Origin of the sequence: Pantoea sp. SM3640 (assembly GCF_015654165.1) — a bacterium.
Lineage (GTDB): Bacteria > Pseudomonadota > Gammaproteobacteria > Enterobacterales > Enterobacteriaceae > Pantoea > Pantoea vagans.
The window spans coordinates 2740215-2764340 of the sequence record NZ_CP064872.1 but is presented as its reverse complement, the minus strand read 5'-3'; the positions used below and the strand labels follow the sequence as shown (position 1 = coordinate 2764340).

General features: G+C 55.0%; 21 protein-coding genes and 7 tRNA genes. 2 read left to right on the top strand and 26 right to left on the bottom strand.

Features of this window, described 5'->3' with window-relative positions; translation table 11 throughout:
* The 8 genes from mrdB to leuS form a co-directional block, all read right to left on the bottom strand.
* Nucleotides 1-1113 (bottom strand): peptidoglycan glycosyltransferase MrdB, encoded by a 1113-nt coding sequence (mrdB, locus tag IV493_RS12895; protein ID WP_033784531.1) that lies wholly within the window; start codon nt 1111-1113, stop codon nt 1-3.
* An 8-nt stretch (nt 1114-1121) separates the two neighbouring features.
* Nucleotides 1122-3026, bottom strand: a complete 1905-nt coding sequence (gene mrdA, locus IV493_RS12890; RefSeq protein ID WP_195857248.1) for a peptidoglycan DD-transpeptidase MrdA — start codon at nt 3024-3026, stop codon at nt 1122-1124.
* A 34-nt stretch (nt 3027-3060) separates the two neighbouring features.
* Nucleotides 3061-3531 carry a 23S rRNA (pseudouridine(1915)-N(3))-methyltransferase RlmH gene (gene rlmH / locus IV493_RS12885; protein ID WP_013357098.1) on the bottom strand — a complete coding sequence of 157 codons (471 nt, stop codon included), beginning with the start codon at nt 3529-3531 and terminating at the stop codon, nt 3061-3063.
* Nucleotides 3532-3534: 3 nt separating this feature from the next.
* Nucleotides 3535-3852, bottom strand: coding sequence for a ribosome silencing factor (gene rsfS / locus IV493_RS12880; protein WP_013357099.1), 318 nt, complete (start codon nt 3850-3852; stop codon nt 3535-3537).
* Between the two features lie 91 nt (nt 3853-3943).
* Nucleotides 3944-4588, bottom strand: a complete 645-nt coding sequence (gene nadD, locus IV493_RS12875; RefSeq protein ID WP_061061898.1) for a nicotinate-nucleotide adenylyltransferase — start codon at nt 4586-4588, stop codon at nt 3944-3946.
* Entirely contained in the window at nt 4581-5612 is a 1032-nt protein-coding gene (gene holA / locus IV493_RS12870; RefSeq protein ID WP_195857247.1) for a DNA polymerase III subunit delta, read from the bottom strand. Before holA ends, nadD begins: the two co-directional genes overlap by 8 nt.
* Nucleotides 5609-6208: an LPS assembly lipoprotein LptE gene (gene lptE, locus IV493_RS12865; protein WP_013357102.1), complete on the bottom strand. Its 600-nt coding sequence runs from the start codon at nt 6206-6208 to the stop codon at nt 5609-5611. Before lptE ends, holA begins: the two co-directional genes overlap by 4 nt.
* Nucleotides 6209-6222: 14 nt before the next feature.
* Nucleotides 6223-8805 carry a leucine--tRNA ligase gene (gene leuS, locus IV493_RS12860; protein WP_195857246.1) on the bottom strand — a complete coding sequence of 861 codons (2583 nt, stop codon included), beginning with the start codon at nt 8803-8805 and terminating at the stop codon, nt 6223-6225.
* A 222-nt stretch (nt 8806-9027) separates the two neighbouring features.
* On the opposite strand from leuS, the gene IV493_RS12855 reads away from it, so the two are divergent.
* Entirely contained in the window at nt 9028-9510 is a 483-nt protein-coding gene (locus IV493_RS12855) for a zinc ribbon-containing protein (protein WP_033731844.1), read from the top strand.
* Between the two features lie 44 nt (nt 9511-9554).
* Here IV493_RS12855 and IV493_RS12850 read toward each other — a convergent pair whose 3' ends face one another.
* The 9 genes from IV493_RS12850 to miaB form a co-directional block, all read right to left on the bottom strand.
* Nucleotides 9555-10280, bottom strand: a complete 726-nt coding sequence (locus IV493_RS12850; protein WP_013357105.1) for an amino acid ABC transporter ATP-binding protein — start codon at nt 10278-10280, stop codon at nt 9555-9557.
* Nucleotides 10281-10958 (bottom strand): glutamate/aspartate ABC transporter permease GltK, encoded by a 678-nt coding sequence (gltK, locus tag IV493_RS12845; RefSeq protein WP_013357106.1) that lies wholly within the window; start codon nt 10956-10958, stop codon nt 10281-10283.
* Entirely contained in the window at nt 10958-11698 is a 741-nt protein-coding gene (locus IV493_RS12840) for an amino acid ABC transporter permease (protein WP_013357107.1), read from the bottom strand. The genes gltK and IV493_RS12840 overlap by 1 nt, the downstream gene beginning before the upstream one ends.
* Nucleotides 11699-11978: 280 nt before the next feature.
* Nucleotides 11979-12875, bottom strand: a complete 897-nt coding sequence (locus IV493_RS12835; protein WP_013357108.1) for an amino acid ABC transporter substrate-binding protein — start codon at nt 12873-12875, stop codon at nt 11979-11981.
* Between the two features lie 436 nt (nt 12876-13311).
* The gene (gene lnt / locus IV493_RS12830) at nt 13312-14835 is read right to left on the bottom strand and encodes an apolipoprotein N-acyltransferase (protein WP_195857245.1); all 1524 of its coding nucleotides are present in this window, start codon (nt 14833-14835) and stop codon (nt 13312-13314) included.
* A 4-nt stretch (nt 14836-14839) separates the two neighbouring features.
* A complete protein-coding gene (corC, locus tag IV493_RS12825) occupies nt 14840-15721 on the bottom strand; it encodes a CNNM family magnesium/cobalt transport protein CorC (RefSeq protein ID WP_013357111.1) in 882 nt (293 codons plus the stop codon).
* An 82-nt stretch (nt 15722-15803) separates the two neighbouring features.
* Entirely contained in the window at nt 15804-16277 is a 474-nt protein-coding gene (gene ybeY / locus IV493_RS12820) for an rRNA maturation RNase YbeY (protein ID WP_195857244.1), read from the bottom strand.
* Nucleotides 16274-17335, bottom strand: a complete 1062-nt coding sequence (locus IV493_RS12815; RefSeq protein WP_013357113.1) for a PhoH family protein — start codon at nt 17333-17335, stop codon at nt 16274-16276. The genes ybeY and IV493_RS12815 overlap by 4 nt, the downstream gene beginning before the upstream one ends.
* Before the next feature lie 209 nt (nt 17336-17544).
* A complete protein-coding gene (miaB, locus tag IV493_RS12810) occupies nt 17545-18969 on the bottom strand; it encodes a tRNA (N6-isopentenyl adenosine(37)-C2)-methylthiotransferase MiaB (protein ID WP_033731849.1) in 1425 nt (474 codons plus the stop codon).
* A 172-nt stretch (nt 18970-19141) separates the two neighbouring features.
* On the opposite strand from miaB, the gene ubiF reads away from it, so the two are divergent.
* The gene (ubiF, locus tag IV493_RS12805; RefSeq protein WP_195857243.1) at nt 19142-20314 is read left to right on the top strand and encodes a 3-demethoxyubiquinol 3-hydroxylase; all 1173 of its coding nucleotides are present in this window, start codon (nt 19142-19144) and stop codon (nt 20312-20314) included.
* 103 nt (nt 20315-20417) lie between these two features.
* Here ubiF and IV493_RS12800 read toward each other — a convergent pair.
* The 9 genes from IV493_RS12800 to IV493_RS12760 all read right to left on the bottom strand — a co-directional run bounded on the left by IV493_RS12800 (nt 20418) and on the right by IV493_RS12760 (nt 24025).
* Nucleotides 20418-20492 (bottom strand) — tRNA-Gln (locus tag IV493_RS12800).
* Nucleotides 20493-20520: 28 nt separating this feature from the next.
* A tRNA-Gln gene (locus IV493_RS12795) sits at nt 20521-20595 on the bottom strand.
* A gap of 6 nt (nt 20596-20601) precedes the next feature.
* Nucleotides 20602-20678 (bottom strand) — tRNA-Met (locus IV493_RS12790).
* Between the two features lie 22 nt (nt 20679-20700).
* A tRNA-Gln gene (locus IV493_RS12785) sits at nt 20701-20775 on the bottom strand.
* Between the two features lie 35 nt (nt 20776-20810).
* Nucleotides 20811-20885 (bottom strand) — tRNA-Gln (locus IV493_RS12780).
* A gap of 22 nt (nt 20886-20907) precedes the next feature.
* A tRNA-Leu gene (locus tag IV493_RS12775) sits at nt 20908-20992 on the bottom strand.
* 9 nt (nt 20993-21001) lie between these two features.
* Nucleotides 21002-21078: transfer RNA gene (locus tag IV493_RS12770), tRNA-Met, on the bottom strand.
* 218 nt (nt 21079-21296) lie between these two features.
* Nucleotides 21297-22964, bottom strand: coding sequence for an asparagine synthase B (gene asnB, locus IV493_RS12765; RefSeq protein WP_195857242.1), 1668 nt, complete (start codon nt 22962-22964; stop codon nt 21297-21299).
* 308 nt (nt 22965-23272) lie between these two features.
* Entirely contained in the window at nt 23273-24025 is a 753-nt protein-coding gene (locus IV493_RS12760; protein WP_013357117.1) for an HAD-IIA family hydrolase, read from the bottom strand.
* Nucleotides 24026-24126: the final 101 nt, after the last annotated feature.

Sequence of the window (24126 nt, the reverse complement as noted above, 5' to 3'; positions counted from 1 at the left end):
TTAGACACTTTTAGATAACATTTTTCGGTGAGTGTGGATCGACATCACAATGCCGAATCCCGCCATAAGCACGATAAGCGCGGAGCCGCCGTAACTGACGAGCGGCAGCGGCACGCCAACTACCGGTAAGATACCACTAACCATGCCAATGTTAACGAAAACATAAACGAATAAAATCAGCATTAAACCGCCCGCCATGACCCGGCCAAACGTGGTCTGCGCGCGGGCTGCGACAACCAGTCCCCGCATGATCAGCAGCAGATAAAGGGTCAGCAGCAGCAGTACGCCAACCAGACCCAGCTCTTCGGCCAGAACCGCGAAGATAAAGTCGGTATGACGCTCCGGCAAAAATTCCAGCTGAGACTGGGTGCCCTGCAGCCAGCCTTTGCCGCGCAGTCCGCCTGAACCGATGGCGATTTTCGACTGGATGATGTGATAACCGGCACCCAGCGGATCTGTTTCAGGGTCGAGCAGCATCATGACGCGGTCACGCTGATAGTCGTGCATCAGGAAGAACCACAGAATCGGGATAAAAGCCGCGACCAGCAGAACGGCAACGCCAATCAGTTTCCAGCTCATTCCCGAAAGGAACAGGACAAACAAACCGGAAGCGGCAACCAGAATCGAGGTGCCGAGATCGGGCTGTGCGGCGACCAGCAGGGTCGGCACGAAGATCAGCAACAACGCAATGCCGGTGTTTTTCAGGGTTGGCGGACAGACATCGCGGTTAATAAAGCGCGCCACCATCAAGGGCACCGCGATTTTGGCAATCTCCGAGGGCTGAAAGCGAACAAAGCCGAGATCGAGCCAGCGCTGTGCGCCTTTACTGATCTGCCCGAAGGCATCGACCGCCACCAGCAGAATGACGCAGACAATATAGAGATAGGGGGCCCAGCCCTCATAAACGCGCGGCGGCACCTGCGCCAGCACAATCATAATCACCAGTCCCATCGCGATCTGACCGAGTTTACGCTCCATCATGCCGGGATCCTGACCACTGGCACTCCAGATCACCACGGCGCTGTAGGTCAGCAGGCCGAGAATGATCAGCATAAACAGCGGATCGATGTGGATGCGCATCCAGATCGATCGTTTCTGCGGACTATCTTGCATCGACATGTTTATTCACCTTCATAACCGGGCGGCACAGGGGCGGCGTCCGGCAGGACAGTATTGTTATCACCCAACATAATGTGATCCAGAATCTGGCGCATGACGGTGCCGACAGCCGGACCGGCGCCACCGTTTTCCAGGATAATGGTCACTGCGACCCGAGGCTTGTCATAAGGGGCAAACGCGGTCATTAATTTATGGTCACGTAATCGTTCAGCAATTCTGTGGGCGTTATAGGTTTCGTTCTCTTTCAGGCCAAAGACCTGCGCCGTACCGGACTTGGCGGCAATTTTATAAGGCGCATCAGCAAAGCTTTTGTGTGCAGTACCGTTGGGGCGATTCGCCACGCCGTACATACCATCTTTGGCGATTTCCCAGTAGCCGGAATGAATATCACCGATCGGGGCTTCTGGCGGCTGGCGATAGGGTACAAGGGTCCGGCCTTCGCGGGTGGCGCGCAGCATATGCGGCACCTTGACGACGCCGTCGTTGATCAGAATCATCATCGCTTTGTTCATCTGCAATGGGGTAGCCGTCCAGTAACCCTGGCCGATCCCCACCGGAATTGTGTCACCCTGATACCACGGCTTTTTAAAGCGTTTCATTTTCCAGTCGCGGGTTGGCATGTTACCGGCGCTCTCCTGCGGTAAGTCGATGCCGGTCCGGCTGCCGTATCCGAATTTATTCATCCACTCTGACAGTCGGTCGATACCCATGTCATAGGCGACCTGATAGAAGAAGGTATCGGCAGACTCCTCCAGCGCTTTGGTGACGTTAAGACGACCGTGCCCCCACTTTTTCCAGTCGCGGAAGCGCTTTTCTGAACCAGGAAGCTGCCACCAGCCCGGATCGAACAGGCTGGTGTTGCGGTTAATCACGCCCGCACTCATGGCAGAGACCGCCACATAAGGTTTCACTGTTGAAGCCGGTGGGTAAGCCGCCTGAATCGCACGGTTATAGAGTGGGCGATTTTCATCTTCCAGCAGGCCGCGATAATCCTTACTGGAAATGCCGTCGACAAACAGGTTGGCATCGTAACTGGGTGTGGAGACCATGGCGAGAATTTCGCCGGTGCGCGGATCGCTGACGACAACAGCAGCGCGACTGCCCGCCAGCAGGGTCTCGACATACTGCTGCAGTTTGAGATCGATAGTCAGATAGATATCACGGCCAGCCTGAGGTGACTCCTCGTGCAGCTGGCGAATAACCCGGCCCCGGTTGTTGACCTCAACCTCTTCAAAGCCGGTTTTGCCGTGCAGCAGACTCTCGTAATACGCTTCAATGCCCAGCTTGCCGATGTCGTGCGTGGCGGCGTAGTTCGGCCATATGCCTTCTTTATCGAGGCGTGCAACGTCACGATCGTTGATTTTTGAGACGTAGCCGACCACATGCGTCAGCGTGGCGCCGTAGGGGTAGTAGCGGCGCTGATAACCTTTAACTTCCACGCCGGGAAAGCGGTACTGATTGACCGCAAAGCGTGCCACCTGAACTTCATTCAGACCGGTTTTAACCGGAATGGAGGTAAAGCGACGCGAGCGTTTGCGCTCTTTCTGGAAGTTTTCGAGGTCTTCGTCCGTCAGCTCAAGAACAGGGCGTAAGTTTTCCAGCGTCTGCTGCAGGTGATCAACTTTCTCCGGCACCAGTTCTGCCTGATAGATGGTGCGGTTCAGTGCCAGCGGCGTACCGGTGCGATCGTAGATAATGCCGCGGCTGGGGGCGACAGGCACCAGTTTAATGCGGTTCTGGTTGGAGCGGGTGCTGTAATCATCAAAGCGAAGGATCTGCAGATGGTAAAGATTAACTACCAGTACTGAAGAGAGCAGTAAGATACCGACGAAGGCGATGAACGCCCGACGGACAAAGAGTTTCTGTTCGGCGCTGTAATCGCGAAAGGCGTTGCTTTGTAATTTCATCCGCTACTTGTCATGTCTGATGTGGGCTGATCGGTCATTCACGATGATAAGGATGATTAGTCGTTATACTCCAGGCCCGGTACAGACTTTCGGCCACCAGCACGCGCACCAGCGGATGAGGTAACGTCAATGCTGACAGTGACCAGCTCTGCTCTGCCGCCGCTTTACAGGCGGGAGCCAGGCCTTCAGGCCCGCCAATCAGCAGGCTGACATCGCGACCATCCAGCTTCCAGCGTTCAAGCTGCTGCGCCAGCTGCGGGGTTTCCCACGGTTGGCCAGGAATATCCAGCGTGACAATGCGATTGCCTTTGCCGACCGCCGCCAACATCGCTTCCCCCTCTTTTTCAAGGATGCGTTTGATATCAGCATTTTTGCCGCGTTTACCTGCGGTTACTTCGGTCAGCTCAAACGGCATATCTTTCGGGAAGCGGCGCAGATATTCCATGAAACCGGTCTGCACCCAGTCGGGCATTTTTGTGCCGACGGCAACAAGTTGCAGTTTCACCGATTAGCCCCAGAGTTTTTCCAGCTCATACAGCTGGCGACTCTCTTCCTGCATCACATGTACGATGACATCACCCAGATCAACCACAACCCAGTCTGCCGCGCCTTTGCCTTCAATGCCTAATGGCATCAGGCCCGCTAAACGGGATTCCTGCTCAACGTGTTCTGCGATCGAAGTCACATGACGCGTGGAGGTGCCGGTGCAGATGATCATGAAATCGGTGATGCTGGATTTGCCCTGAACGTCGATGGTGACAATGTCCTGGCCTTTGAGATCATCAATCTTATCAATAACGAACTCTTGGAGTGCTTTACCTTGCAAAAGGTTCCCCTTGGAATCTGGTGGTATCGGGCTGGCTGTAAGCCCGGAGAGTGCAGCCAAAATTTAAGCGGCGCAGTATAGCATGCCCGGATCAGTCGCGATATAAGCCTTCGCGGTCGATATAGTCGATAACTGCCGCAGGCAACAGGTCGTCGCAGGGCTGGTTCTGATGGCGACGACGACGGATTTCAGTCGCCGAAATGTCATAGAGCGGGGTTTCCGCCAGCCAGATATGGCCTGCGGGCTGCTGATGCAGTTGCCGGATATCCTGAGCAAGGTTTTGTTCGAGCCACTGCTGCATCTCCGGCGCGTCAAACCGGGTCGGATAGCCGGGGCGCTGGCACACCAGCAGATGGCAGAGTGACAGCAGATCCTGCCAGCGATGCCATTTCGCTAAGCTCAGCAGGGAATCCTGACCAATAATAAAGCCCAGCGGCTGTTCTGCACCGCGTTCGGCGCGCCAGGCTTCCAGGGTAGTTACGGTCCAGGAGGGGGTGTCGCGCTCCAGCTCACGGGTATCAATCTCAAACAGCGGTAAGCCGCGGATCGCACAACGCAGCATTGCCACCCGCTGGGCAGCACTGGCTTCCGGTTGCGGGCGATGCGGTGGCACATTGTTTGGCAGCAGCGTCACATGCTGCAGGCCGGTCTGTTGAGCCAGCGCTTCGACCGGACGCAGATGACCAAAATGAATCGGGTCGAAGGTGCCACCAAACAGCGCGTGTAACTCAGACATGGGCAAAACTCGTCGGAAAAGCACGACTGCTGAGCAGCAGCGTCAGGGTCTGTAACTGTGGCCACACCGGCTGCCCATAGTCCTGTTTCAGGGTGATCTCAATCTGGCTCAGCAGATGAATGGCGCGTTGCAGACGCGTGGCGTCCAGGCGTTGCAGTGCGTCGGTGAACAGCGCGCGGCGGTTCTGCCAGATCCGCTGCTGATCCATCAGCGTACGCAGCGGCTGCTGCGACTGGTGGCGCTGCAGATGCAGCAGTGTCAGCAAATCGCGCTGCAGCGTACGCAGCAGAATCACGACCTCGCTCTCTTCTTTCTCCAGCTGATGCAGGATATGCAGCGCGCGACGGCTCTTACCCGCCAGCAGAGCATCCACCCAGTGGAAGGGGGTAAAGTGTGCGGCATCACTGACTGCCTCTTCAACACGGGGTAGGGTCAGCTTGCCGTCAGGCCACTGCAGCGAGAGACGCTCCAGCGCCTGGGCCAGCGCCAGCAGATTACCTTCATAGCAGTAACACAACAGCTGCACAGCTGCGTCATCGACCGAGAGTTTCAGCGCCTTAGCGCGATTCACGACCCAGCGCGGCAGTTGCGCCTGTTCAGGCGTCTGGCAGGGCACTAAAACTGCAGAGGCGGACAACGCTTTAAACCAGGCGCTGTTTTCCTGCGCTTTGGTCAGCTTTGGCATCCGGCAGATCAGCAGAATATCGGCGTGCAGCAGCTGCGACAGCTTAACCAGCTGCTCGGCTATTGCGGCGTTGGGAGCATTCTCGGGGAATTGCAGCGTCATGGTCTGACGCTGCGCAAACAGACTCAGTGACTGACAGCTGACAAACAGGCTCTCCCAGTCGGTCTGGGCGTCCAGCGTAAAACTAAAATGTTCTTCAAATCCCTGTGCGGTTGCGGCGGTACGGATGGCATCCGCACTCTCCTGCAACAGCAGCGGTTCGTTTCCGGCTAACAAATAACAGGCGCGCAGCCCCTCACGGAGCTGCGCGCTGAGTTGCTCAGGGTAAATCCTGATCATTGCAGGCTGGTAGCAGAGGAAGACGGTGCTTCCTGTGAACCCTGACCCGGAACCGGAATCACTGACGCCGGTAAGGTCTCTTTGTTGTTGATCTGTGCAGCATGCACGGTCAGCAGTTTACGTACCAGCTGTTCGGCAGCACGCTGACGCATCTCCTGCGTAATCAGATCCTGCTCAGCATCTTTCGCCAGCGCAGCATTCGGGTTATCGAAGAATGAACGATAAACCGTGGTGCTGATTGGGTAGATTCCTTTGCCCGGCAACAGGACCTGCGCCGTAAGGGTCATGACCAGCTGATACTCAGCAGAGGTGCCGCTGATAAAGACCGATGCGGTGTTACGTCCCGATACCTCAGGACCCAGACGCAGCGTCGGAATATCGGTGCGGTTCTGTTTGTTGTCTTCAACGATGGTGACATCGTTGATACGCAGTTGCTGACGCACGGTACGCGCCAGCGGTCCATACGGATCGCCGGTTGAAACAATCAGGGTTTTCAGTTCGCTGGGCACCTGCGTGGTGCCGCGCGGATGAAAACCACAGCCAGCGGTGATCACCACCGCCAGCATGACAAACAGCCTGATAATCGGATGTCGCACAGTTCCTCCTGAACTTAACCTACGACCAGGTTAAGCAGTTTGCCCGGTACATAAATGACTTTACGGATAGTCACGCCGTCCAGATACTTCGCCACCAGATGCTCCTGCGCAGCGCGTGCCTGAACCTGTTCCTGTGTTGCATCGGCGGGTACGGTAATTTTGCCACGCACTTTACCGTTCACCTGCACCACGACCAGCAGTGAATCTTCAACCATAGCGGCTTCATCAGCCACCGGCCAGCTCGCTTCGTCGATGGTACCTTCGCCACCCAGCGTCTGCCACAGAACATAGCAGGCGTGCGGGGTAAACGGATAGAGCAGACGGACGATAGCCAGCAGCGCTTCCTGCATCAGAGCGCGATCCTGCTCGCTTTCCTGCGGCGCACGCGCCAGTTTGTTCATCAGCTCCATAATCGCTGCAATGGCGGTGTTGAAGGTCTGACGACGGCCAATATCATCCGCCACTTTGGCGATGGTTTTGTGCAGGTCGCGACGCAGCGATTTCTGCTCGTCATTCAGGCTTTGCACATCCAGCGCCACGGTCGCACCCTGTGAGGTGTGCTCGTAGACCAGCTTCCAGACACGCTTCAGGAAGCGGTTAGCCCCTTCAACGCCCGACTCCTGCCACTCCAGCGTCATATCTGCCGGTGAAGCAAACATCATGAACAGACGCACGGTATCCGCGCCGTAACGCTCAACCATCAGCTGTGGGTCGATGCCGTTGTTTTTCGACTTCGACATTTTACTCATGCCGGCGTAGATCACTTCGCGGCCTTGCGTATCCACCGCTTTCACTATGCGGCCTTTCTCATCACGCTCAACCTCAACGTCAACCGGTGAAACCCAGTTACGCTCGCCGTTGTTACCGAGGTAGTAGAAGGCGTCAGCCAGCACCATGCCCTGGCACAGCAGACGTTTGGCTGGTTCATCAGAATTCACCAGGCCCGCGTCACGCAGCAGCTTGTGGAAGAAGCGGAAATACATCAGGTGCATGATGGCGTGTTCAATACCACCCACATACTGATCGACCGGCAGCCAGTAGTTTGCCGCGGCCGGATCCAGCATGCCTTCTTTGTAGCTGGCGCAGGTATAGCGCGCGTAGTACCAGGAGGACTCCATGAAGGTGTCAAAGGTGTCGGTTTCACGCAGAGCAGGCTGGCCGTTCACCGTGGTTTTCGCCCACTCCGGATCGGCTTTGATCGGGCTGGTAATGCCATCCATCACCACATCTTCTGGCAGAATCACCGGCAGCTGGTCTTCAGGTGTCGGCATTACGGTGCCATCTTCCAGCGTGACCATTGGGATTGGTGCGCCCCAGTAGCGCTGACGGGAAACACCCCAGTCGCGCAGACGGTAGTTCACTTTACGCACGCCCACGCCTTTTGCCGCCAGAGAATCCGCAATGGCGGTAAACCCTGCGGCGTGATCCAGACCGTTGAACTCACCTGAGTTAAACAGCGCGCCTTTGTCGGTCATTGCCGCGGCGCTGACGTCAGGAATAGAGCCATCCAGATTGAGTACCACTGGCTTGATCGCCAGATCGTATTTAGTGGCAAACTCCCAGTCGCGCTGGTCATGCGCCGGGACCGCCATGACAGCGCCGGTGCCATATTCCATCAGCACGAAGTTAGCGACCCAGACCGGGAGAAGCTCACCAGTGAGCGGATGAATAACAGACAGGCCGGTCGCCATGCCTTTCTTCTCCATGGTCGCCATATCGGCTTCGGCCACTTTGGTATTGCGGCATTCAGCGATAAAGTCAGCCAGTGCCGGATTGTTCACCGACGCCTGGGTTGCCAGCGGATGACCCGCCGCAACGGCAACATAGGTTGCGCCGATAAAGGTATCCGGGCGGGTGGTGTAGACGGTGACTTTCTCTTCGCTGTCAGCAACGTCGAACGTGATTTCGACGCCTTCAGAACGGCCAATCCAGTTACGCTGCATGGTTTTGACCTGCTCAGGCCACTCTTCCAGTGTATCCAGGTCGTTCAGCAGCTCTTCCGCATAATCGGTGATTTTGATAAACCACTGCGGGATCTCTTTGCGCTCAACTTTGGTGTCGCAGCGCCAGCAGCAGCCATCGATCACCTGCTCGTTCGCCAGCACCGTCTGATCGTTCGGGCACCAGTTCACGGCGGAAGTTTTTTTATAGACCAGGCCTTTTTCATACAGTTTAGTGAAGAACCACTGTTCCCAGCGATAGTACTCCGGCTGGCAGGTCGCCAGTTCACGACTCCAGTCATAGCCAAAGCCCAGCAGTTTAAGCTGGTTTTTCATGTAGGCGATATTGTCGTATGTCCAGGGAGCCGGGGCGGTATTGTTTTTAACCGCAGCGCCTTCCGCAGGCAGGCCGAAAGCATCCCAGCCAATCGGCTGTAGTACGTTTTTGCCGAGCATACGCTGATAACGCGCGATTACGTCGCCGATGGTGTAGTTACGAACGTGGCCCATATGCAGGCGGCCAGAAGGATAGGGCAACATGGAGAGGCAATAGTATTTCTCTTTACCTTCCTGCTCAGTCACTTTAAACGTTTCGTTTTCATCCCAGTGTTGCTGCACACGGGATTCAATCTCTTCCGGGCGGTATTGCTCTTGCATGGCTGCCTGTGGTCCTTTATGAATAACATTTTTCGGGCTCTGTGATCCGCATAGCATACCCATAAGGCCGCGTATCAACAACACTTCCCACTTTTGCTGGCACGATTTCTGCTGAAAGCGTCAGCCTCTTCACCCTTTTGTAATTCACTGTACAGACGACACGGCAAAAGCCGCATTGCGACTAAACTTAATTCAGCGAGGGTCTGCATAAAGGAGAATAAAATGAATAAAGTAGCTCAGGAATATCGCGAGTCGTTAGCCGTACTGACCGAACGTCTCCGTCAGGGCGATCGTAACCTTGATGAGCTGATTGCCGGTCGACGCAGCCAGTTACGGGTGCGCGATGACATGACGGAAGAAGAGATTGATCAGGCGCTGAGCTCGGTGCGCCGTGATTTGGGCGAGTTTGCACGCAGTTATACCGATGTGGAAGAGCCGCTGGCGGATTCACTGTTTATGCGCATTATTCGTGAGAGCGTCTGGAAAGAGCTGGCGGATATCACCGATAAAAGTCAGCTGGAGTGGCGCGAAGTCTTCCAGGATCTGCATCATCACGGTGTGTATCAGAGCGGTGAAGTGGTGGGGCTGGGCAATCTGGTGTGTGAGAAGTGTCAGTTTACCCGGGCGATCTATACGCCGGAAACCCTGTCGCGCTGTCCGGAATGCGGCAACGACCAGTTTCAGCGTCAGCCTTTTGAACCCTGATAACAACAACGATGCGGGCCACTCAGGTGACCCGCATCGGTTATTTAGTGCAGAATTTTAGCGAGGAAATCTTTCGCACGGTCAGACTGTGGGTTATTAAAGAAGTCATCTTTATTGGTGTCTTCGATAATTTTTCCTTCATCCATGAAGATCACGCGATTGGCCACTTTACGGGCGAAGCCCATCTCATGTGTTACCACCATCATCGTCATTCCTTCCTGCGCCAGCTCAACCATCACATCCAGCACTTCGTTGATCATTTCCGGATCCAGCGCGGAGGTCGGTTCATCAAACAGCATCGCGATAGGATCCATGCAGAGCGCACGTGCAATCGCCACGCGCTGCTGCTGACCGCCGGAGAGCTGGCCAGGAAACTTCTCGGCATGCGCTGACAGTCCCACACGCTTCAGCAGTTTTAGCCCTTTATCTCGGGCCGCTGCTTTGTCACGCTTCAGCACTTTTACCTGCGCCAGCACCAGATTGTTGATAATGCTCAGATGCGGGAACAGCTCGAAGTGCTGAAACACCATACCGACCTGACTGCGAAGCTGTGCAAGGTTGGTTTTTTTGTTGTTCACCTCGGTGCCGTTGACCGCAATCACGCCCTGCTGAACCGGCTCAAGTCCGTTCACCGTTTTGATCAGCGTCGATTTACCGGAGCCGGACGGCCCGCAGACCACCACTACCTCACCGGTCTTAACCTCGGTTGAGCAGTCGGTCAGCACCTGAAAGTGACCATACCACTTAGAAACATTTTTCAGGCTAATCATTTAAACCGTCCTTTTTCTTTTCAGATAGCTGACCAACAGCGATGCGCTCAGGCTGATAACGAAGTAGACCAGACCTGCAAACAGAACCATTTCAACCTGGGTGCCATCGCGCTCACCAATGGTGGACGCGGTACGGAAGAAGTCCGCCAGGCTTAAGACATAGACCAGTGAGGTATCCTGGAACAGCACGATACCCTGCGTTAGTAACAGCGGAACCATGGCGCGGAACGCCTGCGGCAGGATGATCAGTCGCATTGCCTGCCACTGTGTCATACCCAGCGCCAGCGCGGCGTTGCCCTGTCCACGTGAAATACTGATGATGCCGGCACGAATGATTTCTGAGTAGTAGGCCGCTTCAAACAGCGAAAAGGCGACCATGGCGGAAATCAGCCGGATATCGGTTTTCGGCGACAGGCCCAGCACCTGCTGCAGGAAACTCGGCACCACCAGATAGAACCACAGCAGCACCATCACCAGCGGCACCGAGCGGAACAGGTTGACGTAGATTTTGGCGAACCAGCTGACGGGCTTAAAGCTCGACAGACGCATCACCGCCAGCAGGGTGCCCCACAGAATGCCGAAGACCACGGCGGTAATGGTGATCTTGAAGGTAATCACTAAGCCGTTAAGCAGATAGGGCAGGCTGGGTGTAATCGAACTCCAGTCAAAATCGTACATTACTTGCCTCCCGCATTGCCTGGCAGCCGAACTTTGCGCTCGACCAGACTCATCAACAACATAATCACCAGGTTAATCGCGACGTAGGCCAGCGTAATGGCGGTAAAGGATTCATAGGCGTGAGCAGAATAGTCGAGCAGTTTGCCCGCCTGTGCCGCCATATCGACCAGACCAATGGTGGAGGCGATAGCGGAGTTCTTCACCAGGTTCAGCATTTCCGAGGTCATCGGCGGCACAATCACGCGATACGCATTCGGCAGCAGGACATAGCGATAGGTCTGCGGCAGCGTTAATCCCATCGCCAGACCGGCATTTTTCTGTCCTGCCGGCAGTGACTGAATGGCTGCGCGCACCTGCTCGCAGACGCGGGCGGCGGTAAACAGGCCAAGACAGATCATTGAAGAGAGGAAGAACTGAATGTTGGGGTCCAGCTCAGACTTAAACCACATGCCAAGCTTTTCGCCCACCAGTTCGGGCGCGACCAGATACCAGAAGAAGAACTGGACGATCAGCGGGATATTACGAAACAGTTCCACATAGCAGGTGCCAATGGTCGACAGCAGGCGATTCGGCACGGTGCGCAGAATGCCGAAAAACGAACCCACGCAGAAGGCGATAATCCAGGCGCAGCAGGAGACGGCGATCGTCACCTGAAAACCGGACCACAGCCAGCCGAGGTAGGTCGTGTTACCGAACGGGGCCTGTTCGAGGAATATGCCCCAGTTCCAATCGATACCCATAACGAGCTCCGGAAAAAAAGGGTAGCTAAGCTACCCTGAAGATTGATGAACGGCGTTTTATTGCCTGACTCAGGGGAACGACCCGGGTCAGTCAGTCTGTCCATGCCGCGGTTTCAGCAATCGAGAGGGCAGCCAGGCCGCCCTTGTTATACCCGCCGTCTTTCAGGCTGCATTTTTGCTGGCGATGTTCACGCATCCAAATGCCTTACCTGAGTAAGGTCACCGGGATGCATTCTCCTGCCGACTCAATGCAACCTGAGATCCATTGGGTATTTTTTTGTTAATTCAGTGCTTTGTCATTTGGCGTTTTGAACAGGGCTTTCATGTCATCAGAGAGTTCAAAATTCATGTTCAGATTCTTTGGTGGAATCGGCTGTTTGAACCAGGTATCGAACCATTTTTCTGCCTGACCTGAGGTCTGGGCTTTAGCAATGGTTTCATCGACCAGCGCTTTAAACTGCGGATCATCTTTACGCAGCATGCAGCCATAGGCCTCTTTTGACTGTGGCGTACCTAAGATTTCCCAGTTATCCGGCTTTTTGGCTTTGGCGCGTTCGCCGGCCAGCAGAGCATCATCCATCATGAAAGCCACGGCACGGCCGGTTTCCAGCGTACGGAAAGAGTCGCCGTGATCTTTGGCGCTGATGATGCGCATATCCAGTTTCTGTTCGTCGTTGAGTTTATGCAGCAGCACTTCAGAGGTGGTTCCTGAAGTCACGACCACGGTTTTGCCTTTCAGATCGGCGAAATCTTTGATCGGGCCATCTTTTTTAACCAGCAGACGGGTGCCGATGACAAAAATGGTGTCAGAGAATGCGGCCTGTTTCTGGCGCTCAAGGTTGTTGGTAGTGGAGCCACACTCATAATCGTAAGTGCCGTTTTGCAGCAGCGGAATACGGTTTTGTGAGGTGATCGGGATCATTTTGACCTGCAGGTCCGGCTTGTTCAGCTTCGCTTTAATGGCTTCCACGATGGCGTTTGAGTAAGCCTGTGAATAGCCGACGACTTTTTGCTGGTTGTCATAGTAAGAAAAGGGAACTGATGATTCGCGATGCCCGACCACAATGACGCCGTTGTCATTGATCTTCTTCAGGGTGCCGCTGAGATCTTCCGCCTGGGCCGCTCCCGCCGCTGCGCTGATCAGCAGAAGAGATAATGCCACTTTGCGTAGTTGCATGTTCCAACTCCTTCGTATGAAAAAGGCCCAGGCTATTACCTGTGCTGATTATGATGTTGTGTCTGTTATTTGCTGCGTTTCTGCTCATTCTGCAGATTAAATGGGCGCAGAAGAGTCACTAACATAGCGGATTGTTAACGCAATGAAACAAAAAAGTTTCTTTTTTGCGAGGCGATCCGCACCAAAAAAAGGCAAATATCTTACTCTGCGCGTTAGCGGTGCAGCAGAGGCGACTGTTTTGGTGCAACCTGCCAGGCGTCGGCGCCTGCAATCCGCCTGTCGGCGAAAAACAGTGAAACATTCTGCAATCATCGTGCCAGAAAGCGGTGCAGCGCGAGAAAGCCAGCAGAGTATGTGGTCAGGGGAGTGAGATATACCGGGGAGGCAGTAAAGAAAAAAGGCGAAGCCTGCGCTTCGCCTTTAAGGATCGGATAGGTTACCGGCGTCGACGCAGCAGAGCTATCAACGCCGCCAGCAGCGTCAGTGACCAGACTGGCCAGATGCCCGCCCGCGCATACGGGGTTTCACCCTGCGTCGGCGTGACCTTGCTGGTCAGCACATCGCGGGTAAACTGCGGCAGCATCGCCTCCACATCACCACTGGCATTGACCACCGCCGTCACGCCGTTGTTGGTGCTGCGCAACAGCGGACGTCCCAGCTCCAGCGCCCGCATTCTCGCCATCTGGAAGTGCTGCCATGGGCCGATTGAGTGACCAAACCAGGCATCGTTCGAAACGGTCAGCAGGAAATTAGTGTCGGGATGGAAGTTAGCCCGCACCTGTTCACCGAGCACAATCTCATAACAGATTGCGCTCGTCAGGTTATAGCCCGCCACCCTGAGTTGCGGCTGGAGATAGTTGCCACGGCTGAAGGCTGACATCGGCAGATCGAAGAACGGGGCCAGCGGACGCAGCAGATCGGCCAGCGGCACAAATTCGCCAAACGGCACCAGATGATTCTTCTGGTAACGATTGCCGCTGAAGTAGTTGTACGGCGTTTTGCCGCCAAGCACGATCACGGTGTTGTAGTCGTGATAACGATTCTGCTCCAGCCGGGAGTCAACGATGCCGGTGACCAGCGAACTGCCGCGTTCACGCAGTTCATCATCCAGCGAACGCAGGAACGGCTGCTGATTGCTTTCCAGATCGGTAATTGCCGACTCTGGCCAGATAATAATCGGCGCCTTACCCATCAGCGGCTGACTCAGACCGTTATAGATGCGCAGGGTCGTGAGCAGTTGCTGAGGATCCCACTTCATCGACTGCGGGATATTTCCCTGCACCAGCGCCACTTCTACGGCACGCTCCGGCATTGGCTGAACCCACTGGATGTAGCGCAGCGGCCACGGCAGGGCCAGCAGCAGCAACGCCGCCACCAGACTTCTGACGTTGCGCTGCTGCAGGGCATAAGCCAGCAGGCCAGCAATGACCATCAGCAGGAAGGTCAGGGTCTCTACACCCGCCAGCGGGGCCAGGCCTTTTAACGGACCGTCGATCTGGCTGTAACCAAACTGCAGCCACGGGAAGCCGGTCAGCACCCAGCCGCGCAGAAACTCGTTCATCTGCCACAATGCCGGTGCAGCCAGTGCCAGCCGCCACAGCGTCGTGCGCGGCCAGAGGCGATTCAGTACACCGGCAAACAACGCCGGGTAGATCGACAGATACGCCGCCAGCAGCGCCACAATAAAGACATTAACCGGGCCAGGCATACCGCCAAAGGTGGCGACACTGACGTAAACCCAGTTGATACCGCTGCCGAACAGACCTAAACCCCAGACAAAGCCGATCGCGGTGGCCTGTGGGCTGGAGCGGTTCAGGGTCAGCAGTTGTAAGCCGCACAGCGACAGCAGTGCGGCGGGCCAGAAATCGTAAGGAGAAAAGGCGAGGGTGCCAACCGCACCCGTTATTAAAGCCAGCAGCAGGCGAACCCGCTGGCGCGGGTAGAGTGAGGCTAAAGCCATAGACTTATTCGTCTTCCAGTTGGGGTTGTGGCGAATTTTCCGGAATAGTCACGTGAACCTGGATGATGCGGCGGCTGTCAGCCATCGCCACCTTGAACTGGTAACCCTCAATCTCAATGCTTTCACCGCGTGCGGGCAGATGGCCGAAGCCCTGCATGACCAGACCACCAATGGTGTCGACTTCATCATCACTGAACTGTGTGCCAAATACCTCATTGAAATCTTCAATGGCGGTCAGTGCGCGCACCGTGAAGGTGTGACGGTTGAGCTGACGGATATCACGATCTTCTTCATCGTCATACTCATCTTCAATCTCACCCACGATCAGCTCAAGAATATCTTCAATGGTCACCAGACCGGAGACACCACCAAACTCATCAATAACAATCGCCATGTGGTAACGCTGTGAGCGGAACTCTTTCAGCATCCGGTCAACACGCTTACTTTCAGGCACCACCACCGCAGGACGCAGCACTTTCTCAATGCTGAACGGCTCTGACTCACTGCTCATAAACGGCAGCAGATCTTTCGCCATCAGAATCCCTTCCACATGATCTTTGTCTTCGCTGATCACCGGGAAGCGGGAATGCGCGGAGTCGATAATGACATCCAGACACTCTTCGAGGCTCTGATTACGTTTCAGGGTGATCATTTGCGAACGCGGGATCATGATGTCACGCACGCGCTGCTCCGCAATATCCAGTACCCCTTCGAGCATGTCGCGGGTGTCCTGGTCAATCAGCTCTTTGTTATTCGAGTCGCGGATCAGCTCCAGGAGCTCATCACGGTTTTTTGGTTCACCGTGAAAGAGTTGGTTGATCAACAGGGAGAAAAATCCCTTTTTACTACTGGGTGCATCGCTGTTTTGAGAATGGTCGTCGCTCATGGCGGTTTTTAAAGATCTCTCTGGTGAGGAATAGGTGCTGTCAGCAAACCGTGCTGACAGCCGGATTGCCTGAATTCAGGATTCAGGCGTCTTCTTTCTCCGAAATGTACGGATCAGGATACCCAAGAGCAAGCATTATCTCGGTCTCCAGTCCTTCCATCTCGCCAGCTTCGTCGTCTTCAATATGGTCGTAACCCAGCAGGTGGAGCGTACCGTGTACCACCATGTGTGCCCAGTGGGCTTCAACGCTTTTTCCCTGTTCTGCGGCTTCCTGCTCAACCACCTGACGGCAGATGATCAGATCGCCCAGCAGCGGCAGCTCAATGCCCGGCGGCGCTTCAAACGGGAAGGAGAGGACGTTGGTTGGCTTGTCTTTGCCACGATAAGTCAGATTAAGCTCATGACTTTCCGCTTCATCAACCAGACGTACTGTGACTTCGCTTTCGGGCTGGAAAGGGGTCACAGCCGCTGAAAGCCAGCGGTGAAACTGGCCTTCATCAGGCAGATCAGCGGTGTTATCACAGGCGACCTGCAGGTCGAGAATCACCTCGCTCATTTGCTCTCCTGCGTGGCGCTCTGTGCTGCCAGCGCTTCACGTTTACGCTCTTCTGCCTGCTGGTCACGGCGGGTCTGATCGGCGGCTTCCCAGGCTTCATAAGCGGTGACAATGCGGGCAACGACCGGATGGCGCACTACATCTTCGCTGTGGAAGAAGTTAAAGCTGATCTCTTCCACGTCTGCCAGCACCTCGATAGCATGACGCAGGCCCGACTTGACGTGACGGGGCAGGTCGATCTGGGTGACGTCGCCGGTTATGACCGCTTTGGAGTTGAAGCCGATGCGCGTCAGAAACATCTTCATCTGCTCGATGGTGGTGTTCTGACTCTCATCAAGAATGATGAACGCATCGTTCAGGGTACGACCGCGCATGTAAGCCAGCGGGGCAACTTCAATAACGTTACGCTCCATCAGCTTTTCAACGCGCTCGAAGCCGAGCATTTCAAACAATGCATCGTAGAGCGGACGCAGATAAGGGTCGACTTTCTGGCTCAGGTCGCCTGGCAGGAAGCCGAGCTTTTCACCCGCTTCGACGGCAGGGCGGGTCAGCATGATGCGGCGAATCTCCTGACGTTCCAGCGCATCCACGGCCGCAGCCACCGCCAGATAGGTTTTACCGGTACCGGCCGGGCCGACACCAAAGGTAATGTCGTGGTCGAGCACATTCGCGATGTACTGGGCCTGATTTGGCGTGCGCGGTTTGATCACACCACGCTTGGTCTTAATGTTGACCGCTTTACCGTACTCCGGCACGCTTTCAGCGGTTTGCTCCAGTACCCGGCTCTCTTTGATCGCCAGGTGAATCTGGTCAGGCTCGATATCCGGGATCTCACCACGCATTGGCGCGGTATCGACATACAGGGTCTTCAGAATATCTGCGGCGGCATTGACGCAAAGTGGACGTCCAACCAGCTTAAAGACGTTGTCGCGACGATTGATCTCAATGCCCAGACGACGCTCAAGCTGTTTCACATTATCGTCGAAAGGCCCGCACAGGCTCATCAGACGACGGTTATCAGCCGGTTCAAGGGCGATTTCACGAGTTTCGATATTCAAACGAATCCTTTGGGTCACTCAGGGCCAGTTATGGGATGTGTCTGACGCACCGTTGGGCTTAACCGGATGCACCATAACGAAATTATTTATGCCGTAACGCCTGGGCGCAAGCTTAAGGAGAGATATTTGGGCGACACTTTCAGAAACCAAGTGTCGCGGCGTGAAATTGGCGGCAACGCAATGCGCGCTGCCGCTCAATATAGCAGGTATCACGGCTGGAACAGACCCACGCCGATTTCGTTTTCTTTGCGGGTACGGGCAATCACGGATGCCGGGCTTTGCGCCATGCGCAGGCCCATCTCCTCTTCAGTACGCACCAGCTTGCCGCGCAGCGAGTTGGTGTAGACATCGACAATTTCAACATCTACAAAGCGGCCAATCATCTCAGGCGTGCCTTCAAAGTTGACCACACGGTTATTTTCGGTGCGGCCAGAGACTTCCATGACGTTCTTGCGGGAGATGCCTTCCACCAGAATACGCTGCACGGTGCCGAGCATGCGGCGACTGATCGCCTGCGCCTGCTGGTTAATGCGGTCCTGCAGGATCCACAGACGCTGCTTTTTCTCCTCTTCGCTGACATCATCCGGCAGGTCAGCGGCGGGTGTGCCGGGACGGGCAGAGTAGATAAAGCTGAAGCTGACGTCGAAATTGATGTCGGCGATGAGCTTCATGGTCTGTTCGAAATCCTGCTGGGTTTCACCGGGGAAGCCAATGATAAAGTCGGAGCTGATCTCAATGTCCGGGCGCGCCGCGCGCAGCTTGCGGATAATCGCCTTATACTCCAGCGCGGTATGCGCGCGCTTCATCAGTGTCAGAATACGGTCTGCGCCACTCTGAACCGGCAGATGCAGGAAACTCACCAGCTCCGGGGTGTCGCGATAGACATCAATGATGTCATCGGTGAACTCAATTGGGTGGCTGGTGGTGAAACGAATGCGGTCGATGCCGTCGATGGCGGCGACCAGGCGCAGCAGCTCAGCGAAGGTACAGATCTCACCATCAAAGGTGGCACCTCGATAAGCGTTGACGTTCTGACCCAGCAGGTTAACTTCACGCACGCCCTGCGCCGCCAGCTGGGCGATCTCCAGCAGTATGTCATCGCTGGGACGGCTCACTTCCTCACCACGGGTGTAAGGCACCACGCAGAAAGTACAATATTTGTTGCAGCCTTCCATAATGGAGACAAAGGCTGTCGGGCCTTCTGCACGCGGTTCCGGCAGGCGGTCAAATTTCTCAATTTCCGGGAAGCTGATGTCGACTACCGGACTTTTAGTGCCGCGCACGGTGTTGATCATCTCCGGCAGGCGGTGCAGTGTCTGCGGACCAAACACAATATCTACGCAGGGCGCACGCTGACGAATATGATCGCCTTCCTGCGACGCCACACAGCCACCGACGCCGATAATCACATCCGGGTTGCGCTCTTTGAGTTTTCTCCAGCGTCCCAGCAGATGAAACACTTTCTCCTGTGCTTTCTCACGAATGGAACAGGTGTTAAGCAGCAGAATATCCGCCTCTTCAGGGACCTCGGTCAGCGTATAGCCGTGCGTACTGTTCAGCAGATCAGACATCTTGGATGAATCATACTCATTCATCTGACATCCCCAGGTTTTGATATGCAGTTTTTTTGTCATCGCGCTAGCCATTGATTCAGTGCAGTGAAGTGAGGGGCGCGTATTGTAATGCTTTGATGCTGTGGTGACCAGCCTGAGGGCTTTTCTGCCAGCCATCGGGTTTTCCGGTACACTTTGCTCTATTCAGACCCGCGATGCGCAGGCTGGCGGGAATAAGAGAGGGAGTTAAGCAATGCAGGGTAATCAGTTTGATGTCGTGATTGTCGGCGGTGGCATGGTCGGTGCTGCGCTGGCCTGTGGACTGACACAGCAACATTTTCGCGTGGCGGTGATTGAGCGTGCTGAACCCGCGCCGTTTGATGCCGACAGCGATCCCGATCTGCGAATTTCAGCGATCGGATCCTCCTCGGTGGCGTTGCTGAAGCAGCTCAACGTCTGGCCGCGGGTCGAAGCGATGCGCAGCGCGCCTTATCGCAGACTGGAAACCTGGGAGTGGCAGACGGCGCTGGTGAGTTTTGATGCGGCCTCGCTGGGCCTGCCTGAACTGGGCTTTATGGTCGAGAATAGCGTGCTTCAGCGGGCGTTATGGGAGGAGATGCAGTCGCTGGGCGTGACCTGCTATTGCCCGGCCACGCTGGAAAATCTGCAGCCAGAAAATGGCGGCTGGCGCGTCGACCTTAACGACGGCGTGGCCTTGCATACCCGGCTGGTGATTGGTGCAGATGGCGCAAACTCGCAGGTGCGGCAGATGGCCGGTATAGGGATTCATGGCTGGAGCTATGCGCAGTCCTGCCTGCTGATCAGCGTGACCTGCGACCATCCGGCAGGGGACGCGACCTGGCAGCACTTTACGCCACAGGGACCACGTGCCTTCCTGCCGCTGTATGGCAACCGGGCCTCGCTGGTCTGGTATGACGCGCCCGCTAGAGTGCGACAGCTTCAGGCGATGCCGATAGCCCAGCTGGAGAAAGAGATTGCCAGCCACTTCCCGGCGCGGCTGGGACGGTTCAAAGCCCATGCGGCGGGCGGCTTTCCGCTGGTGCGACGTCACGCTTCACGCTATGTCCTGCCGGGGCTGGCGCTGGTCGGCGATGCCGCGCATACCATTAATCCGCTGGCCGGGCAGGGCGTGAATCTGGGGTATCGCGATATTGATGCGTTGATTGATGTGCTGGTAAGCGCGCGCGGTGCAGCGGAGGACTGGGCGTCAGAGCGGGTATTACAGCGCTATCACCGTCAGCGTCGCAAAGACAATATGCTGATGCAGGGCGGGATGGATCTCTTTTACTTTGCCTTCAGCAACCAGCTGGCACCGCTGAGGTTTGCGCGAAATCTCGGACTGATTGCCGCTGAACATTCTGGCGTACTGAAGCGGCAGGTATTGCGTTACGCGCTGGGGCTATAGCCGCTTGCGCGTTCAGGCTCGCCGCAGGGCGGGCCAGTAATCAGGATGGTGGAGAAGGGACAAAAACAACAAAGCCCGCAAAAGCGGGCCTGGTTGTGCAATTTGGCTGGGGTGCAGGGATTCGAACCCCGGAATGCTGGTATCAGAAACCAGTGCCTTACCGCTTGGCGACACCCCAATAATGGGTTTTTCAAATTGTCTTTGTATGGCTGGGGTGCAGGGATTCGAACCCCGGAATGCTGGTATCAGAAACCAGTGCCTTACCGCTTGGCGACACCCCAATTATATGGTGGCTACGACGGGAATCGAACCTGTGACCCCAGCATTATGAGTGCTGTGCTCTAACCAGCTGAGCTACGTAGCCAAATTGTACTGCATTTCAATGATGGCTGGGATACCTGGATTCGAACCAGGGAATGCCGGTATCAAAAACCGGTGCCTTACCGCTTGGCGATATCCCATTCGTCCGTTCTCAGCATACAAGAATCATCGAAATTGGCTGGGATACCTGGATTCGAACCAGGGAATGCCGGTATCAAAAACCGGTGCCTTACCGCTTGGCGATATCCCATCCACGCTGCCGAATAATGAAATGGTGCGGGAGGCGAGACTTGAACTCGCACACCTTGCGGCGCCAGAACCTAAATCTGGTGCGTCTACCAATTTCGCCACTCCCGCAAAAAAAGATGGTGGCTACGACGGGAATCGAACCTGTGACCCCAGCATTATGAGTGCTGTGCTCTAACCAGCTGAGCTACGTAGCCATCTTTTTTTCGCGTTACCTTCATCGGCGTTGCGGGGCGCATTATGCGGAGTTGACCAGACAGCGTCAACAAGTTTTTTACCGTTTTTTGCCAGATAATCGCTGTTTGACTGCCTTATAACCAGCCTGGCGGTTTATTCGGCAATTTTTCAGTGAATACAACGCTAATCGTAAAAAAAATGGGCCATAACCGGCCCATTCTGGTGGCTTTCTGTCGGCTTATTTATAGGCTGACTGATGCACACCCACGGCACGTCCGGAAGGATCGTCCATGTTTTTAAACGCTTCATCCCACTCAATCGCTTTAGCTGACGAACAGGCGACCGATGGACCACCAGGCACACACTCTGCCGCACTGGCTAACGGGAACAGCTCTTCGAAGATCTCACGATAGAGATAAGCTTCTTTCGAACCCGGCGTGTTGAACGGGAAGCGGAAATGGGCGGCTGCCAGCTGCTGGTCGCTGATTTGCTTCGCGGCCACTTCCTTGAGTGAGTCGATCCAGCTGTAACCCACACCATCAGAGAACTGCTCTTTCTGACGCCACGCTACGCTCTCTGGCAGGTAAGAGGAGAAGCATTCACGCAGAATGTGTTTCTCCATTTTACCGTTGCTGCCACACATTTTGTCGGCAGGGTTGATACGCATTGCCACATCCAGGAATTTTTTATCCAGGAACGGTACGCGGGCTTCAACGCCCCAGGCAGACATCGCTTTGTTAGCGCGGGCGCAGTCAAACATATGCAGCGCCTGCAGTTTACGCACGTTTTCTTCGTGGAACTCTTTGGCGTTTGGCGCTTTATGGAAGTAGAGATAGCCGCCAAACACTTCATCTGCACCTTCGCCAGACAGCACCATCTTAATACCCATCGCTTTGATTTTACGCGACATTAAGTACATCGGCGTAGAGGCGCGAATGGTGGTGACGTCATAGGTTTCAATGTGATAAATCACATCGCGGATGGCATCCAGACCTTCCTGCACGGTGAAATGAATTTCGTGATGCACGGTGCCCAGATGTTCCGCGACAGATTTTGCTGCTTTTAAATCAGGTGAACCTTCCAGTCCGACCGCGAAAGAGTGCAGCTGCGGCCACCATGCATCACTTTTATCCTGATCTTCAACCCGTTTTGCCGCAAAACGCTTGGTCACAGCTGAAATGATAGAGGAGTCCAGACCGCCTGACAGCAGCACGCCATAAGGGACATCTGACATCAGGTGGCTTTTCACGGACTCTTCCAGCGCATGTTTCAGGCCAGCCGCATCTGTGGCGTTGTGTTCAACGTTCTTGTATTCCATCCAGTCACGCTGCCAGTAACGACGGATTTCACCATCGGTGCTGGAGAGGTAGCTTCCCGGCGGGAACTCTTTGATCGAACGGCAGGCCGGTACCAGCGCTTTCATTTCTGACGCAACAAACAGGTTGCCGTGCTCATCGTTACCCATGTAAAGCGGGATGATGCCGATATGGTCGCGGCCAATCAGATACGATTTCTTAACGCTGTCATAGAGGATAAAGGCGAACATGCCTTCCAGCTCATCAAGGAAGTCGACACCTTTCTCCTGATAGAGCGCCAGAATCACTTCACAGTCAGAACCGGTCTGAAATTCGTAGCGATCGCTGAGTTCAGCGCGCAGTGCCTGATGGTTGTAAATTTCGCCGTTAACGGCCAGTACGTGGGTGTGATCGGCGTTGTACAGTGGCTGTGCGCCGTTGTTAACGTCAACAATTGAGAGGCGTTCATGCGCCAGAATAGCCTTGTCATCTGCATATACACCTGACCAGTCCGGTCCGCGATGACGCATTAAACGTGAACATTCCAGCGCTTTTTTGCGCAGCTCAACAGGATCGGTTTTCAGATCCAGCACACCAAAAATTGAACACATAACTGACTCCTGATCTCACCTTACGGCGATGTTATCTTTTGCGTTTGTCCGGCAGCCTGACGCTGCGTGATAGATAAGAAAATGCGCTATTTGGTGCATTCAATGCAAGAGGAATCGTGATTTATTGATAAAAATATTGCTCACATGGCTATAAAATTGAATAAACGACAATTTAAATGCTGTTTTGTTGTTGGATCGGCAATGAAAAGGCATTTGTGAGTAAAAAACAGGCAGTGAAAGTAGGCTGGAGCATGAAAAAAAGGGGGGACGCATCACAGATTAAACGGATGCGTCATAAGAAAAATGAATCAGAACAGGTCAATATCGGCAACAGAAGGGTAGATCCAGTCCGGACGGAACGGCATGGCATCGATATCGCTCAGCGTCGAGACACCTGACAGCACCAAAACCGTTTCCAGACCTGCCTGAAAACCGGCGAGAATATCGGTTCGCAGGTTATCACCCACAATGACCGTCTCTTCTGAGTGGGCCTGCATTTTATTCAGCGCTGCGCGCATGATGTAAGGGCTGGGTTTGCCCACAACAAACGGGCTACGTCCTGAGATCTTCTCAATCCCGGCGCAGAGCGCGCCACAGGCGGGTATAAAGCCGCGCGCGTGCGTATCGGGGTTAGTGGCGATAAAGCGCGCGCCGTTAGCGACGAAGAAGGCCGCTTTGTGCATCATGTCCCAGTTGAACGAACGCGTCTCCCCGACAATGACAAAATCGGGATTCACATCCGTAATGGTAAAACCCGCTTTATAGAGCTCATGAATCAGCGCGCCTTCACCAATGACATAGGCCTTTTTACCCTCCTGACGACGCAGGAAGTCGGCGGTAGCCATGGCAGAGGTATAGAAAACGGATTCAGGAACCTCGACACCAGCCGAAGCAAAGCGGTTAGCCAGATCCTGCTCTGTCTGCGAGGGATAGTTTGTCAGCACCACCAGCGGCATCTCTTTGGCCAGAATGCGCTGTAAAAATTCCTGCGCGCCAGGAACGGCCGTGTTGTCGTGCATCAGCACGCCATCGATATCACAAATTACGCTTTTAATGGTCATAGTCAGATCCGATGTGGCCCGCCACAACAGCGGGTTAGCTTAGAGCCTGTCCCATTAGGCTATTTTATTTGTCATTCTAAACCTGGGCAGTGCTCACAATC